Source organism: Streptomyces sp. NPDC047971 (assembly GCF_040653355.1).
In the GTDB taxonomy this organism is placed as follows: Bacteria; Actinomycetota; Actinomycetes; order Streptomycetales; family Streptomycetaceae; genus Streptomyces.
On sequence record NZ_JBEZNW010000053.1, the window covers coordinates 22,652 to 38,888 of the forward strand.

General features: G+C 69.9%; 12 protein-coding genes. 9 read left to right on the top strand and 3 right to left on the bottom strand.

Going from position 1 to position 16,237, the window contains the following annotated elements; all coding sequences use genetic code 11:
• Positions 1-34 precede the first annotated feature (34 nt).
• Positions 35-3,991 (bottom strand): type VII secretion protein EccCa, encoded by a 3,957-nt coding sequence (gene eccCa / locus AB0D99_RS32405; RefSeq protein ID WP_362370549.1) that lies wholly within the window; start codon positions 3,989-3,991, stop codon positions 35-37.
• 173 nt (positions 3,992-4,164) lie between these two features.
• On the opposite strand from eccCa, the gene eccD reads away from it, so the two are divergent.
• The 6 genes from eccD (at position 4,165) to AB0D99_RS32435 (ending at position 11,202) form a co-directional block, all read left to right on the top strand.
• The gene (gene eccD / locus AB0D99_RS32410; protein ID WP_362370552.1) at positions 4,165-5,640 is read left to right on the top strand and encodes a type VII secretion integral membrane protein EccD; all 1,476 of its coding nucleotides are present in this window, start codon (positions 4,165-4,167) and stop codon (positions 5,638-5,640) included.
• A gap of 166 nt (positions 5,641-5,806) precedes the next feature.
• A complete protein-coding gene (gene rpsO / locus AB0D99_RS32415) occupies positions 5,807-6,097 on the top strand; it encodes a 30S ribosomal protein S15 (protein WP_147979976.1) in 291 nt (96 codons plus the stop codon).
• Positions 6,098-6,378: 281 nt separating this feature from the next.
• Positions 6,379-8,598: a polyribonucleotide nucleotidyltransferase gene (locus tag AB0D99_RS32420; RefSeq protein WP_362370556.1), complete on the top strand. Its 2,220-nt coding sequence runs from the start codon at positions 6,379-6,381 to the stop codon at positions 8,596-8,598.
• On the top strand, positions 8,595-9,974 hold the full coding sequence (locus AB0D99_RS32425; protein WP_362370559.1) for a pitrilysin family protein: 1,380 nt from the start codon (positions 8,595-8,597) through the stop codon (positions 9,972-9,974). The genes AB0D99_RS32420 and AB0D99_RS32425 overlap by 4 nt, the downstream gene beginning before the upstream one ends.
• Positions 9,975-9,991: 17 nt before the next feature.
• On the top strand, positions 9,992-10,744 hold the full coding sequence (gene dapB / locus AB0D99_RS32430) for a 4-hydroxy-tetrahydrodipicolinate reductase (RefSeq protein ID WP_362370562.1): 753 nt from the start codon (positions 9,992-9,994) through the stop codon (positions 10,742-10,744).
• Between the two features lie 5 nt (positions 10,745-10,749).
• Complete coding sequence (locus AB0D99_RS32435; RefSeq protein ID WP_362370565.1) at positions 10,750-11,202, top strand: hypothetical protein; 453 nt, start codon at positions 10,750-10,752, stop codon at positions 11,200-11,202.
• Positions 11,203-11,216: 14 nt separating this feature from the next.
• Here the strand turns inward: AB0D99_RS32435 and AB0D99_RS32440 are convergent, their stop codons facing one another.
• Positions 11,217-11,771 (bottom strand): hypothetical protein, encoded by a 555-nt coding sequence (locus AB0D99_RS32440; protein ID WP_362370568.1) that lies wholly within the window; start codon positions 11,769-11,771, stop codon positions 11,217-11,219.
• A 95-nt stretch (positions 11,772-11,866) separates the two neighbouring features.
• Positions 11,867-12,106 carry a hypothetical protein gene (locus AB0D99_RS32445; RefSeq protein ID WP_362370571.1) on the bottom strand — a complete coding sequence of 80 codons (240 nt, stop codon included), beginning with the start codon at positions 12,104-12,106 and terminating at the stop codon, positions 11,867-11,869.
• Between the two features lie 200 nt (positions 12,107-12,306).
• Between AB0D99_RS32445 and thyX the strand changes: the two genes are divergently transcribed.
• The 3 genes from thyX (at position 12,307) to AB0D99_RS32460 (ending at position 15,930) form a co-directional block, all read left to right on the top strand.
• Positions 12,307-13,047 carry an FAD-dependent thymidylate synthase gene (gene thyX / locus AB0D99_RS32450; protein WP_362370574.1) on the top strand — a complete coding sequence of 247 codons (741 nt, stop codon included), beginning with the start codon at positions 12,307-12,309 and terminating at the stop codon, positions 13,045-13,047.
• A gap of 177 nt (positions 13,048-13,224) precedes the next feature.
• Positions 13,225-14,124: a 4-hydroxy-tetrahydrodipicolinate synthase gene (gene dapA / locus AB0D99_RS32455; RefSeq protein WP_362370577.1), complete on the top strand. Its 900-nt coding sequence runs from the start codon at positions 13,225-13,227 to the stop codon at positions 14,122-14,124.
• 120 nt (positions 14,125-14,244) lie between these two features.
• Positions 14,245-15,930, top strand: coding sequence for a ribonuclease J (locus AB0D99_RS32460; RefSeq protein WP_362370580.1), 1,686 nt, complete (start codon positions 14,245-14,247; stop codon positions 15,928-15,930).
• The last annotated feature ends 307 nt before the right edge of the window (positions 15,931-16,237 follow it).

Here is a 16,237-nt window from a genome sequence, read left to right on the forward strand (position 1 = left end):
GTCCTCGGACGGTCGGCGGTACTTGCGCGCGCTCCTAGTGCTGTTCCGGCAGCCAGCCCAGCTGCACCAGCGGCGTCCCGCGCTTGCGGGAGACGAAGGTGCCGCGGCCCGGAGGCATCGGACGGGCGCGGACGTTGCCGAGGATGTCGCCCTCGCCGGGGTCGCCGGAGAGGATGACGCCCTGGGCGCCCAGCTCCTTGGCGCGCTGCATGAAGGGCTCGTACATCGCCCTCGACGCGCCTCCCGCGCTGCGCGCGACGATGAAGCGGATACCCACGTCCCGCGCGAACGGCAGGTTCTCCACCAGCACCTGGAGCGGGTTGCCCGAGTTCGTCGCCACCAGCTCGAAGTCGTCCACCAGGACGTACAGCTGCGGACCCGTCCACCAGCTGCGGTCCCGCAGCTGCTGCGGGGTGATGTCGGGCTTCGGCGCCCGCTTCGTCATCACCGTGTTGATGGCGTCCATGTGCATCTGCATGGCGGACGCCATCGGCGCGTACTCGAGCAGGTGCGAGGGGGCGACCGCCTCCAGCATCGTGCGCCGGTAGTCGCCGACCACGATCCGCGCCTGCTCCGGGGTGTACCGCTCGCACAGCTGCTTGGCGATCAGCCGCAACAGGCCCGTCTTTCCGCTCTCGCTCTCGCCGAAGATCAGGAAGAACGGGTCCGTCTCGAAGTCGACGAACACCGGCTCCAGGTTCGTCTCGTCGATACCGATCGCGATGCCGTGCTGTGGGTACTCGAAGCCCTTCGGCAGCTGCTCCGCCGGCAGCCGGCGCGGCAGCAGCCGCACCGCCGGGGCCGGCGCGCCCGCCCAGTTGCTCTTCACGGCCTGCACGAACGCGCCGGTGCCGTCCGAGAGGTCCGACGCCGAGCTCGACCCGTCGATCCGCGGCAGCGCGCCCATGAAGTGCAGCTTCTCCGGCACCTGGCCACGACCCGGCACACCCGCCGGCACGTTCGCCGCGACCTTGCGGTCGAACTCGGAGTCCATGACGTCGCCGAGCCGCAGCTCCAGACGCCCGAGCATCTGGTCCTTCAGCGCGGCCCGCACCTCCATGTAGCGGGCCGCCGTGATGACCACGTGGATGCCGTAGCCCAGACCGCGCGCCGCGATGTCCGACACGACCGGCTCCAGCCCGTCGTACTCGTTGCGGAAACCGCCCCAGCCGTCGACGACCAGGAAGACGTCGCCCCATGCCTCGCCGGGCAGTTCACCCGCTGCACGCTTGCGCCGGTAGGTGCTGATCGAGTCGATCGAGTTCGAGCGGAAGAACTCCTCGCGCCGGTTCAGGACGCCGAGCACCTCCGCGACCGTACGGCGCACCCGCTCGGGGTCCAGCCGGGACGCGACCCCGCCGACATGCGGCAGATCGGCCAGCGACACCATGCCGCCACCACCGAAGTCCAGCACGTAGAACTGCACTTCGGCAGGGGTGTGGGTGAGCGCGAACGACGAGATCAGCGTCCGCATCAGCGTCGACTTGCCGGACTGCGGACCGCCGACCACCATCATGTGGCCCGCCGCACCGGAGAAGTCCCGGTACAGCACCTCGCGCCGCTGCTCGAACGGCTTGTCGATGAGGCCGAGCGGCACGGTCAGACCGCCGGGACGGGTGTACTCCGTCGCCGTCAGGCCCCGGTCCGCGGTCGGCGCGAGACCCGGAAGGAGCTGGTCCAGGGACGGAGCCTGGTCGAGCGGCGGCAGCCACACCTGGTGGGCGGGCACGCCCTGCCCCTCCAGCCGGCGCACGATCACGTCGAGGACGGTGTCCGCGAGCGCCTCGTCCTCCTCCTCGCGCTGCGCCGTCAGATACGCCGGGTCAGGCGCCGCGTACACGACCGGCACCGGCGTGGCGGTGAAGACCGCGGGACGCCGCTCGATCGGCATCTGCCCGGCCGTCAGCCGCGGCCCGCCCGTGCGGTACGTGCCGGAGACGTACGCCGCCTTGAACCGGGTCATCTCGTCCGTGCCGAACTTCAGGTAACCCGAACCGGGCACCGACGGCAGGTGGTAGGCGTCCGGCACGCCGATCGCCGTGCGCGACTCGGCCGCCGAGAAGGTCCGCAGACCGATCCGGTACGACAGGTACGTGTCCAGACCGCGGAGCTTGCCCTCCTCCAGACGCTGCGAGGCCAGCAGCAGGTGCACACCCAGCGAGCGGCCGATGCGGCCGATCTGGATGAACATGTCGATGAAGTCCGGCTTCGCCGTCAGCAGCTCGGAGAACTCGTCGATGACCAGCACCAGCGAGGCCAGCGGCTCCAGCGGAGCACCGGCCGCCCGCGCCTTCTCGTAGTCGTGGATGTTGGCGTAGTTGCCCGCCGAACGCAGCAGCTCCTGACGGCGCTGCAGCTCACCGCGGATCGCGTCGCCCATGCGGTCCACGAGCGTGAGGTCGTCGGAGAGGTTGGTGATCACGGCCGCGACGTGCGGCATCTGGGACATGCCCGCGAAGGTCGCACCACCCTTGAAGTCCGCGAGCACGAAGTTCAGCGTCTCCGAGGAGTGCGTCACCGCGAGACCGAGGACGAGCGTGCGCAGCAGCTCCGACTTTCCGGAACCGGTCGCACCCACGCACAGACCGTGCGGGCCCATGCCCTCCTGCGCCGCCTCCTTGAGGTCCAGCATGACGGGCTGGCCGTCCTCGCCGACACCGATCGGCACGCGCAGCCGCTCCGCCACCGACCTGGGCCGCCAGGTCCGCGCCACGTCCACCGACGCCGCGTCACCCAGGTTCAGCAGATCCGTGAAGTCCAGGTTGGCGAGCAGCGGTTCGTCGTCGTCACCGCCGCCCATCCGCAGCGGAGCGAGCTGCCGCGCCAGCGCCTCGGCGGCCGGCGGCGAGATCCCGTCCGGCACGCCCTCGTAGGCGAAACCGCCGCCCGACTCCAGGCGCAGACGCCCGGGCCGCACGACCACCGAGAGGCCGCCGCGCGGCTCGTCGAGCTCACCGGAGACCACCTCGATGATGGTCACGCCCTGCAGACCCTCGGGCGCCGCGAACAGCGAGTCCGGCGGCACCATCCCGCCGTCGAGGACCACCACGACGTGCGGCTGGTCCAGCACCGGCTGGTTGTCGCGGCTGAACCGCGGCCGGCCGTCGAGCCGCGAGCGGATCATCGACTCCAGCTCACCGAGGTCGTCGCCGAACAGCCGCTTGCTGCCCGCCCCGTCGACCTGCCCCGCCACCTGAGTGTGCGGCAGCCACTTCGTCCAGTCCCAGCGGTCCTGCGCGCCCCGGGCCGCGACCACGGCCACCAGCAGATCGTCGGGGGAGTGCATCGTCACCAGCTGGGAGACCATGCCGCGCGCCGCGGCCTGCGCCGCCTCCGGCTCCCCGGAGACCGTCACGTGGTAGAAGGCGCGCATCGAGACCGCCATCGGCAGCCCGTCCAGCGAACCGTGCACGGCGAGGAACTGCTGCATCGCGCCCGCGCACAGCGGCTCGAGCTCGTCCACCGGCGCCGTGTCCGGCGCGACCAGGGGCGTCGCCAACTGCTGGGCGCCGAGCCCGATCCGTACCTGCCCGAAGTCCTTGTCGCCGACGCGGCGTTCCCACACGCGCGAGCCCTCGGCCACCACCGACCACAACTGCTCGGGGGCGGGGTGCAGATACAGCTGCGCGTCGCGCTGCTTGCGCGCCGTCCGCCGCACCGTACGCCGGGTCTGCGCGAGGTATTTGAGGTAGTCGCGCCGGACATCGGCAATTTGCCCCTGCGTACCCTTCCGGAACCGCACGATCTGCGCGATGGCCATCGCGAGTGTGGAGACGAGCATCAGCACACCCATGATGCGCATGAACGGATGCGCCCCAGGCATGAAGAAGAACACCACGGAGGAGCCCATGCCGAGCATCGGCAGGAGCTGCATCAGCATGCCCTCCTGCTGCCCGCGCGGCAGTTCGGGCGGGGCCTCCAGGACCAGTTCCTCACTGGGCACTTCCGGAGGAAGCGACCTCGGCGGGCGCTTGACGACGATCTGGCTCACCGGCGCATCAATCCCTCGTTACGGGCGGACTTCGTGCGGGAGTTCCGCACCGGCGCCCCCGTGAGCGACGGCCTCCCCCATGAGACGGCGATCCTACTTGCAGCCACCTGTGCCCGTCCCCGGTAGGGTGGCGCGCGCACTGTGCGCAACCGCGAATCAGGGGGTCCAGACACGTGAGTACGACCGCAGCGACCGGCTTCTGCCGCGTCACCGTCGTGGCGCCGGACAGTCGTATCGACGTCGCGCTCCCGGAGGACATCGCCGTCGCCGACGTCTATCCGGAGATCCTGCGGCTCACCGGCCAGACCCAGTCCGCCGGCACCCCGACCGGCTACCACCTCGTCCGGCGCGACGGTTCGGTCCTCGAGGGGGCGCGCACCCTCGCCGCCCAGCAGGTCCTCGACGGCGAGGTCCTCTCGCTGCGCCCGTTCGCGCAGTCGCTGCCGCCCGCCGTCTTCGACGACGTCTCCGACGCCGTCGCCTCCGCCGTCACCCGAGACCGGCACCTGTGGAGCGACGACCTGCTGCGCGGGGCCGGACTCGTCGGCGGAGTGCTGCTGCTGGTCCTCATGGGCTTCGTGCTCTGGTTCGCCGACCCCGTACGCCACGACATGCACAGCCTCCCCGGCGTCGTCGCCGGCGCCGCGGGCGTCCTGCTGACCGCCTTCGCTGGCGTGCGGGCCCGGGTCTACGGCGACCGCGCCACCGCCGTCGCCCTCGGCCTCGGCGCTCTCCCGCTGCTGCTTATCGCCGGCTCGGGCATCATCGGACCCGACGCCGGGCAGGGCCCGGGACGGCTGCAGTTCCTGCTCGGCTGCGTGACCGTCCTCGTCGCCTCCGTGACGCTGGTCGCGCTCACCCCGAGCGGCGACGCGCCCTTCGTCGCGGCGACCTTCCTGGCCACCGTCGGCACCCTCGCCACCTTCCTGGCGATCCTCTCCGAGTCCTCGGCCACCGAGACCGCCGCGGTCTGCGCCCCGGTCGCCGTGGGCCTGGTCGCCTTCCTGCCCGGCCTCTCCGCCCGCTTCGCCCGGCTCCCCATCGGCTACGCCTCCCCGCGCAGCGCCACCGACGACGAGTTCCACGCCGACCCGAACCAGACCCCCGAAGAGGCCCAGCCCGTCGACGGCGAGCGCATCGCTCTCCAGGCCCGGCGCGGTCACGAGATGCTCCTCGGCCTCGTCGGAGGCTGCGCCGCCGTCGTCGTCGGCTCCGCCGCGGTCCTCGGCTTCGCCGGCAACATGTGGGGCCAGCTCCTCGCCCTCGCCTCCGGCCTCGCGATGCTGCTGCGCGCCCGGCTCTTCCGCTACACCTCTCAGGTCGCCTGCGTCCTGGTCGCCGGCATCGCCGCGATCGCCCTGCTGATCCTCGGCCTCTCCCTGAACCCGCCGGCCGACCTCGTCAAGGACCTGCTGATCTACGGGGACCGCGGCGGCCTGGACATCCGTACGATCTGGCTCACGGCCGCCGTCGCCGCGGGCGCCGCGCTGGTCACCGCCATCGGCCTGACCATCCCGCGGAAGGGCCTCTCGCCCTTCTGGGGCCGCATGCTCGACCTGACCGAGGGCTTCGTCCTGCTCTCCCTCGTCCCGCTCTGCCTGGCGGTCCTGGACGTCTTCATGGCGGCCCGCTCCCTCACCAGTAAGTAAGGGGCACTCCGGACAGCTGGTACGCTGTGTGACGGCCGTCCGTGTACGCGCTCCCGGAATCTCTGGAAGCAGCGCTCATCGGTCCTTCGCCTCCGAGTCACGGAAGCTCCCCTGAGACCAAGACCAGGGGCACTCGTGGGCGCACGAACACCAAGAGGAGTACCGAGTGTCTCTCGACGCCGCTACGAAGAAGCAGATTTTCGCCGAGTTCGGCCAGAAGGAGGGCGACACCGGCTCCCCCGAGGTCCAGGTCGCGATGCTCTCCCGCCGCATCTCGGACCTCACCGAGCACCTCAAGCAGCACAAGCACGACCACCACAGCCGTCGTGGTCTGCTGATCCTGGTCGGCCAGCGTCGCCGCCTGCTGCAGTACCTGGCCAAGAAGGACATCCAGCGCTTCCGTGCCCTGGTCGACCGCCTCGGCATCCGCCGCGGTGCGGCCGGCGGCGCCAAGTAAGGACGCCGTGAAGGGAGCGGTTCCCACTTTTAGGGGGCCGCTCCCTTTGCTGTACGTGCGCGATGTACCGACCGGCCCTTAGGCTGGTCGGACAACGCCACATCACGAGCGAGAGGCCGCCGGCACGCCGCCGGTCCTCGGTAGTGGCCCCCGGACCCCAACATCCCCGGGTGCTTCGATCGAAGACCGGCCCGCATCCGAAGGCGCGCTTCTCCTCCACCACCGTCCCCGGCCACACGGGCCGACGGACGAAAAGACGAATCACGTAGGAGAAACCGCTAGTGGAGAACGAGACCCACTACGCCGAGGCCGTCATCGACAACGGCACCTTCGGCACCCGCACCATCCGCTTCGAGACGGGCCGCCTGGCCAAGCAGGCCGCCGGCTCCGCCGTGGCGTACCTGGACGACGACACGATGGTCCTTTCGGCCACCACCGCGTCCAAGAAGCCCAAGGACCAGCTCGACTTCTTCCCCCTGACGGTGGACGTCGAGGAGCGGATGTACGCGGCCGGCAAGATCCCCGGCTCCTTCTTCCGCCGGGAGGGCCGCCCCTCCGAGGACGCGATCCTCACCTGCCGCCTGATCGACCGCCCGCTGCGCCCCTCCTTCAAGAAGGGCCTGCGCAACGAGATCCAGATCGTCGAGACGATCATGGCGCTCAACCCCGACCACCTCTACGACGTGGTCGCCATCAACGCCGCCTCCTGCTCCACGCAGCTGGCCGGCCTGCCCTTCTCCGGCCCGATCGGCGGCACCCGTGTCGCGCTGATCAAGGGCCAGTGGGTCGCGTTCCCGACGCACACCGAGCTCGAGGACGCCGTCTTCGACATGGTCGTCGCCGGTCGCGTCCTGGAGGACGGCGACGTCGCGATCATGATGGTCGAGGCCGAGGCCACCGAGAAGACGATCGAGCTCGTCAAGGGCGGCGCCGAGGCGCCGACCGAGGAGGTCGTCGCCGCCGGTCTCGAGGCCGCGAAGCCCTTCATCAAGGTCCTCTGCAAGGCGCAGTCGGACCTCGCCGCCAAGGCCGCCAAGCCCACCGGCGAGTTCCCGGTCTACCTCGACTACCAGGACGACGTCCTGGAGGCGCTCACCGCCGCCGTCAAGAACGACCTCGCGCAGGCGCTCACCATCGCCGGCAAGCAGGAGCGCGAGACCGAGCTCGACCGCGTCAAGGAGCTCGCCGCCGAGAAGCTCCTCCCGGCCTTCGAGGGCCGCGAGAAGGAGATCTCCGGCGCCTACCGCGCGCTGACCAAGAAGCTGGTCCGCGAGCGGATCATCAAGGACAAGGTCCGCATCGACGGCCGCGGCATCACGGACATCCGTACGCTCGCCGCCGAGGTCGAGGCCATCCCGCGCGTGCACGGCTCGGCGCTCTTCGAGCGTGGCGAGACCCAGATCCTGGGCGTCACCACCCTCAACATGCTCCGCATGGAGCAGCAGCTGGACACCCTCTCCCCGGTGACCCGCAAGCGCTACATGCACAACTACAACTTCCCGCCGTACTCCGTCGGTGAGACCGGCCGCGTGGGCTCGCCCAAGCGCCGCGAGATCGGCCACGGCGCGCTCGCCGAGCGCGCCATCGTGCCGGTGCTGCCGACGCGCGAGGAGTTCCCGTACGCGATCCGTCAGGTGTCCGAGGCCCTCGGCTCCAACGGCTCGACGTCCATGGGCTCGGTCTGCGCCTCCACCATGTCGCTGCTGAACGCCGGTGTGCCGCTGAAGGCCCCCGTCGCCGGTATCGCCATGGGCCTGATCTCCGAGGAGATCGACGGCAAGACCCACTACGTCGCCCTCACCGACATCCTCGGTGCGGAGGACGCCTTCGGCGACATGGACTTCAAGGTCGCCGGCACCAAGACCTTCGTCACCGCGCTCCAGCTCGACACCAAGCTCGACGGCATCCCCGCCTCGGTCCTGGCCGCCGCGCTGAAGCAGGCCCGTGACGCGCGTCTGCACATCCTCGACGTGATGAACGAGGCGATCGACGTTCCGGACGAGATGTCCCCGAACGCGCCGCGCATCATCACCGTCAAGATCCCGGTGGACAAGATCGGTGAGGTCATCGGCCCCAAGGGCAAGATGATCAACCAGATCCAGGAGGACACCGGCGCCGACATCACGATCGAGGACGACGGCACCATCTACATCGGTGCCGCCGACGGTCCGGCCGCCGAGGCCGCCCGCGCCACGATCAACGGCATCGCCAACCCGACCATGCCGGAGGTCGGCGAGCGCTACCTGGGTACGGTCGTCAAGACCACCACCTTCGGTGCGTTCGTCTCCCTGCTCCCGGGCAAGGACGGTCTGCTGCACATCTCGCAGATCCGCAAGCTCGCCGGTGGCAAGCGCGTGGAGAACGTCGAGGACGTGCTCGCGGTCGGCTCCAAGGTCCAGGTCGAGATCGCCGAGATCGACCAGCGCGGCAAGCTCTCCCTGATCCCCGTGATCGCGGACGAGGACGCCGCCGAGGGCGCGAAGGACGACACCGACCAGTGACGTCCCGTAGTTCCCGTGTGACGGCCCGCCCCTCTTCGGAGGGGCGGGCCGTCGCCCGTACCCAAACGCTTCTCCCGGGCAAGGACGGCATCGGCACGGTCCGCCGCACGACCCTCCCCGGCGGCCTGCGGATCGTCACCGAGACGCTGCCCTCCGTACGCTCCGCCACCTTCGGCATCTGGGCGCACGTCGGCTCCCGCGACGAGACGCCGACGCTGAACGGCGCCACGCACTACCTGGAGCACCTCCTCTTCAAGGGCACCAAGCGACGCAGCGCCCTCGACATCTCCGCGGCGCTCGACGCGGTCGGCGGCGAGATGAACGCCTTCACGGCGAAGGAGTTCACCTGCTACTACGCGCGGGTCCTCGACACCGACCTGCCGCTCGCCATCGACGTCGTCTGCGACATGCTCACCGGCTCGCTGATCCTCGAGGAGGACGTGGACGCCGAGCGCGGCGTCATCCTCGAAGAGATCGCCATGACCGAGGACGACCCGGGCGACGTCGTGCACGACCTGTTCGCGCAGACCATGTTCGGCGACACCCCGCTGGGCCGCCCGGTCCTCGGCACGGTCGACACGATCAACGCCCTCGACCGCGGCCGGATCGCCCGCTTCTACAAGAAGCACTACGACCCGACCCATCTGGTCGTCGCCGCCGCGGGCAACATCGACCACGCCACGGTGGTACGCCAGGTCCGCCGCGCCTTCGAGAAGGCCGGCGCCCTGACCCGTACCGACGCCCGCCCGGTCGCCCCGCGCGACGGTCACCGCACGATCCGCACGGCGGGCCGCGTCGAGCACCTGAGCCGCAAGACCGAGCAGGCCCACGTGGTCCTCGGCATGCCGGGCCTGGCCCGCACCGACGAGCGCCGCTGGGCGCTCGGCGTGCTGAACACGGCCCTCGGCGGCGGCATGTCCTCCCGCCTCTTCCAGGAGGTCCGGGAGAAGCGCGGCCTCGCCTACAGCGTGTACTCGTACACCTCGGGCTTCGCCGACTGCGGCCTCTTCGGCGTGTACGCCGGCTGCCGCCCCAACCAGGTCCACGACGTGCTGAGGATCTGCCGGGACGAACTCGACAAGGTCGCCTCCGACGGACTGACCGACGACGAGATCGCCCGCGCCATCGGCCAGCTCTCCGGCTCGACCGTCCTCGGCCTCGAGGACACCGGCGCGCTGATGAACCGCATCGGCAAGAGCGAGCTGTGCTGGGGCACCCAGATGTCGGTCGACGACATGCTCGCCCGGATCGCCGCCGTCACCCCGGACGAGGTCCGCGAGGTCGCCCGTGATGTGCTCGGACAGCGCCCCTCGCTGTCCGTCATAGGGCCGCTGAAGGACAAGCAGGCGGCACGCCTGCACGAATCCGTCTCCTAGAGAGAGTTCAGAGAGCAATGAGCAAGCTGCGCGTGGCGGTCCTCGGAGCCCAGGGCCGTATCGGCTCCGAGGCGGTACGGGCCGTCGAGGCCGCCGAGGACATGGAACTGGTCGCGGCGCTCGGCCGCGGCGACAAGCTGGAGACGCTCGCCGAGGCGGGTGCCCAGGTCGCGGTCGAACTGACCACCCCGGCCTCGGTCATGGACAACCTCGACTACTGCGTGAGCCACGGCATCCACGCGGTCGTGGGCACCACCGGCTGGACCGAGGAGCGCCTCGCGCAGCTGAACACCTGGCTCGCCGCCTCCCCGGAGACCGGTGTGCTCATCGCCCCGAACTTCTCCATCGGCGCCGTCCTGACGATGAAGTTCGCCCAGATCGCCGCCCCGTACTTCGAGTCCGTCGAGGTCGTCGAGCTGCACCACCCCAACAAGGTCGACGCCCCCAGCGGCACCGCCACCCGCACCGCCCAGCTGATCGCCGCGGCCCGCGCCGAGGCCGGGCTCGGCGCCCAGCCGGACGCGACCACGACCGCCCTGGACGGGGCACGCGGCGCCGACGTGGACGGCGTTCCGGTCCACGCCGTACGCCTGCGGGGCCTGCTGGCCCACCAGGAGGTGCTGCTCGGCGGCGAGGGCGAGACCCTGACGGTCCGTCACGACTCGCTGCACCACTCCAGCTTCATGCCGGGCATCCTCCTGGGCGCCCGCCGCGTGGTCACCACTCCCGGCCTCACCTTCGGCCTGGAGCACTTCCTGGACCTGGGCTGACGGCCATGGGCGGAAAGATCACCTACGTCTTCCTCGCCACGATCCTCGTCCTCGTCTTCGGCGTGGTGGCGATGGAGGGCGTCCTGCTCATCCTGACCGGCGAGCCGGCCGCCATGGGCATGGGAGCCGTCGCCTTCCTGCTGCCCTGCGTGGGCGGCTGGTTCCTGTGGAAGAACACCGCCTTCGCGCGGAACGCGCAGCGGCTCGCCCGCGAGCTGGAGGCCGAAGGCGGCCTTCCCGTCGACGAGTTGACGCGCACGGCCGGCGGCCGGATCGACCGGGACTCGGCCGACGAGGTCTTCGCGCGGCGGCGCGCCGAGACCGAGGACACCCCGGACGACTGGCGCTGCTGGTTCCGGCTCGCGGTCGCCTACCACGACGCCCGCGACACCCCGCGCGCCCGCAAGGCGATGCAGCGCGCGATCGCCCTTCACGAGGGGCGCACGGCCGGGGCGTAGCGCGGTCGGTCAGCTCAACGCGAGGCGTGGACGCCGTACTCGGCGTTCCACGCCTCGACCGTGTCGGCCGCGCGGTCGAAGGCCTCGACGCGGGAGAGGAAGTCGGCGTTGTGGTCGGTGAGGAGCGTGAGCTGCTCGCCCGCCTGTCGGACGAGGATCAGCGCCTGGCCCTGCACGGTGCGGGGCAGCCCCAGCCAGCGCACGGGCTGCTGCACCGTGCGCAGCTCCGTCACCTGCGGCCAGGCCACGGTCGCCGTCGAGAAGAAGCCGACCCGGCGCACACCGTGCCGGCTCACCCAGGTGCCCACGCGCAGGGCGCGCAGCGCGACGACGATGATCACCGCGGCGAGCGCGAAGGTCGCGAGCGCACCGCCCGGGGCCGACGCGGCGGCGATGATCACCGCGGCGAAGAGCACGAACGACGCCAACAGCAGGGCGAGCGCCGCCGCCCCGACCCGCCAGGGTCCCGGCCGGTACGGACGACGCCACTCGTCGTGGTCGTCGTACGGCAGCGCGATGTCGTCGGTCGCGTCAAAAGCGCGGTCGGCCGTCAGAAAGGGCAGGGGCACGACGGATCCTCACTCACAAGCACGCTCGAAGGGGCTGTGCCCGGTGAGGCTACCCAGGTGGTCTCGACCGGGCCACCCCAGGGGGGCCGTACTGCTCAACGGCTGTCGGAAGCCTCGGACTGCTGCCGGTGGCCCTCGCCCGCACCGGACTGCATCGACGGGATTCCGAAGAGCAGGGATCCGACGAGTCCGGCCACGACGGTCAGCCCGACCAGCGTACGGCCCATGACCTCCGAGACGCTGAGGCGCTCCCTCGGCGGCGGAGTGACGTTACTGCGGAAGCGGTCGGCATCTGCGACGAACGCGAACGGGACAGCCTCTCGCCGGCCGAACATGGGGTCACTCTCCTTGGAGCTCTGTGGTGTGCGGTGTCACAGAGACAGACGAGCAAAGTCACCATTCGGTGCCCGTTTTCCCCGAATTGGCCAAAGAAAGTGGTCCGGGTGGGTGTGGGCGCAGGTGAGGGACTCCGCTGTCGGTGGGTCCCCGTAGAGTGGGCGCCGCCCGAGCGACGCACTTTGGAAGGACCCCGCCGGTGACCGACACCCCCGCAGCAGATCTCAAGCCCAGCTTCCGCAGCGATGTGACCGTCGAGTTGGTGAAGCACAGCGCCGCCGACTCGGACGTGCTGTGGGCGGCCCGCGTCTCCACGGCGGGCGAGCAGTCGCTCGAGGAGCTGCAGAAGGACCCCGAGCGGTCCAAGGGGCTCATCAACTACCTGATGCGGGACCGGCACGGCAGCCCCTTCGAGCACAACTCGATGACCTTCTTCATCAGCGCGCCGATCTTTGTGTTCCGTGAGTTCATGCGCCACCGCGTCGGCTGGTCGTACAACGAGGAATCCGGTCGCTACAGGGAGCTGGAGCCGGTCTTCTACGTTCCCGACGCCTCGCGCAAGCTGGTCCAGGAGGGCCGCCCGGGCAAGTACGTCTTCGTCGAGGGCAGCGAGGCCCAGCAGGAGCTGACCGGCCGCGTCATGGAGGACGCGTACGTCCAGGCGTACGCGGCCTACCAGGAGATGCTCGCCGCCGGCGTCGCCCGCGAGGTCGCCCGCGCGGTCCTCCCCGTCGGCCTCTTCTCCTCGATGTACGCCACGTGCAACGCGCGCTCGCTGATGCACTTCCTCGGCCTGCGGACCCAGCACGAGCTCGCCAAGGTGCCGTCCTTCCCGCAGCGGGAGATCGAGATGGTCGGCGAGAAGATGGAGCAGCACTGGGCGGAGCTCATGCCGCTGACCTATGCCGCCTTCAACAAGAACGGCCGTGTGGCCCCGTAAAGCACAGATGTACGAGGTCGTCACGCGAAGTGTCCGTATTGCGACGTTTCACGAAGTTCATCTAGGCTGATCAAACGGACCCGGCACTGTTTGAACCCCCGAGCAGACAGTGCCGGGCTCCTTTCACACGTCCCCCGAGGGGACACCGGGCGCTGAGCAGCGAGTAGCGTGTTACCCATGGCTCCGATCTCCACTCCGCAGACCCCCTTCGGGCGGGTCCTCACCGCCATGGTCACGCCCTTCACGGCTGACGGCGCACTCGACCTCGACGGTGCCCAGCGACTCGCCGCCCATCTGGTGGACGCAGGCAACGACGGCCTCGTCATCAACGGCACCACCGGCGAGTCCCCGACCACCAGCGACGCGGAGAAATCGGAGCTGGTACGAGCCGTACTGGAAGCGGTCGGCGACCGCGCCCATGTCGTGGCCGGCGTCGGCACCAACGACACCCACCACTCCATCGAGCTGGCCCGCACCGCCGAGCGCGACGGCGCACACGGCCTGCTCGCCGTCACGCCGTACTACAACAAGCCCCCGCAGGAGGGCCTGCGCCGGCACTTCTCGGCCATCGCCGACGCCACCGAGCTCCCGGTGATGCTCTACGACATCCCCGGCCGCAGCGGCGTCCCGATCGACACCGAGACGATCGTCCGCCTCGCCGAGCACCCCCGGATCGTGGCCAACAAGGACGCCAAGGGCGACCTCGGCCGCGCCAGCTGGGCCATCGCCCGGTCCGGCCTGGCCTGGTACTCCGGCGACGACATGCTGAACCTGCCGCTGCTCTCCGTGGGCGCCTGCGGCTTCGTCTCCGTCGTCGGCCACGTCGTGACCCCCGAGCTGCGCGCCCTCGTGGACGCCCACCTGAACGGCGAGGTCCAGAAGGCCACCGAGATCCACCAGCGGCTCCTGCCGATCTACACCGGCATGTTCCGGACCCAGGGCGTCATGACCACCAAGGCCGCCCTCGCCCTCCAGGGACTCCCGGCCGGCCCGCTGCGCCTGCCCCTCGTGGAGCTTTCTCCTGAGGAAACCGCCCAGCTCAAGCTCGATCTCGCCGCTGGCGGGGTACAGCTGTAACAACAGACTTCATAACTGAATATCCGATCGCTGAACGATCGACTGACAACAGCAAGTGCACGAATGTCATGCGCGCCACGTGCCCAAGCGGTACGTGGCGCGTGTGGTGAGGAGAGTCTTTTGAGTCATCCGCATCCTGAACTCGGCGCCCCGCCGAAGCTGCCCAAGGGCGGCCTGCGCGTCACCCCGCTCGGCGGGCTCGGTGAGATCGGCCGGAACATGACGGTCTTCGAGTTCGACGGCCGTCTGCTGATCGTCGACTGCGGCGTGCTCTTCCCCGAGGAGGAGCAGCCCGGCATCGACCTGATCCTGCCCGACTTCACCACCATCCGGGACCGCCTCGACGAGGTCGAGGGCATCGTGCTCACGCACGGTCACGAGGACCACATCGGCGGCGTCCCGTACCTCCTCCGGCTCAAGCCGGACATCCCGCTCATCGGCTCCAAGCTGACCCTCGCCCTCATCGAGGCGAAGCTGCAGGAGCACCGGATCCGCCCCTACACCCTTGAGGTGAAGGAGGGGGACCGGGAGACCCTGGGCCCCTTCGACTGCGAGTTCATCGCGGTCAACCACTCCATCCCGGACGCGCTCGCGGTCGCCATCCGCACCCCCGCGGGCATGGCCGTCGCCACCGGCGACTTCAAGATGGACCAGCTCCCGATGGACGGCCGCCTCACCGACCTCCACGCGTTCGCGCGGCTCAGCGAGGAGGGCATCGACCTCCTGCTGTCCGACTCGACGAACGCCGAGGTCCCGGGCTTCGTCCCGCCGGAGAAGGACATCTCCAGCGTCCTGCGGAACGTCTTCGCGAACGCCCAGAAGCGGATCATCGTGGCCAGCTTCGCCAGCCACGTCCACCGCATCCAGCAGATCCTCGACGCCGCCCACGAGTACGGACGCCGGGTGGCCTTCGTCGGCCGTTCGATGGTCCGCAACATGGGCATCGCCCGCGACCTGGGCTACCTCCGGGTGCCGGCCGGCCTCGTCGTCGACGTGAAGACCCTCGACGACCTGCCGGACGACGAGGTCGTGCTGGTCTGTACGGGCTCCCAGGGCGAGCCCATGGCCGCCCTCTCCCGGATGGCCAACCGGGACCACCAGATCCGGATCGTCCAGGGCGACACCGTGATCCTGGCGTCCTCGCTCATCCCGGGCAACGAGAACGCGGTCTACCGCGTGATCAACGGCCTGACCCGCTGGGGTGCCAACGTCGTCCACAAGGGCAACGCCAAGGTCCACGTCTCGGGCCACGCCTCGGCAGGCGAGCTGCTGTACTTCTACAACATCTGCAAGCCGAAGAACCTGATGCCGGTCCACGGCGAATGGCGCCACCTGCGCGCCAACGCCGAGCTCGGCGCGATGACCGGTGTCCCGAAGGACCACATCGTCATCGCCGAGGACGGCGTCGTCGTCGACCTGGTCGACGGCAAGGCCCGGATCGTCGGCAAGGTCCAGGCCGGCTACGTGTACGTCGACGGCCTCTCGGTCGGCGATGTCACCGAGTCCTCCCTGAAGGACCGCCGCATCCTCGGCGACGAGGGCATCATCTCGGTCTTCGTGGTGGTCGACGCCTCCACGGGGAAGATCGTGAGCGGCCCGAACATCCACGCCCGCGGTTCCGGCATCGAGGACTCGGCGTTCGACGCCGTGATCCCGAAGGTCGAGCAGGCCCTGAACAAGTCGGCCCAGGACGGTGTGGTCGAGCCCCACCAGCTCCAGCAGCTGATCCGCCGTTCGGTCGGCAAGTGGGTCTCCGACACCTACCGCCGCCGCCCGATGATCCTTCCGGTCGTCGTGGAGGTCTGAGCGGCTCGCGCTGCCTGACCAGCGTCAACCCGGAGCGGGGCGCCTCGATTTGCATCGGGGCGCCCCGCTCCAGTACGTTTACGGCTCCGCCAGCAAGGGAACCCGGCACCTTCGTGTGCCTGAACGGGTGACCGGCAGGGGCGGGGAATTCGACTCAGAACTTCTGATAAAGTCGGATCAACGCCGGAAAGCAGATCGGGAAAACCGAGAAGCCGGAAAGCACCGAGGAAATCGGATCGGAAAGATCTGATAGAGTCGGAAACGCAAGACCGAAGGGAAAAGCCCGGAGGAAAGCCCGAGAGGGTGA

Coding starts and splice junctions, on each gene's coding strand:
- dapA (WP_362370577.1), top strand. CDS start 13,225: ATGGCTCCGATCTCCACTCCGCAGACCCCCTTCGGGCGGGTCCTCACC.
- AB0D99_RS32435 (WP_362370565.1), top strand. CDS start 10,750: ATGGGCGGAAAGATCACCTACGTCTTCCTCGCCACGATCCTCGTCCTC.
- AB0D99_RS32445 (WP_362370571.1), bottom strand. CDS start 12,106: ATGTTCGGCCGGCGAGAGGCTGTCCCGTTCGCGTTCGTCGCAGATGCC.
- dapB (WP_362370562.1), top strand. CDS start 9,992: ATGAGCAAGCTGCGCGTGGCGGTCCTCGGAGCCCAGGGCCGTATCGGC.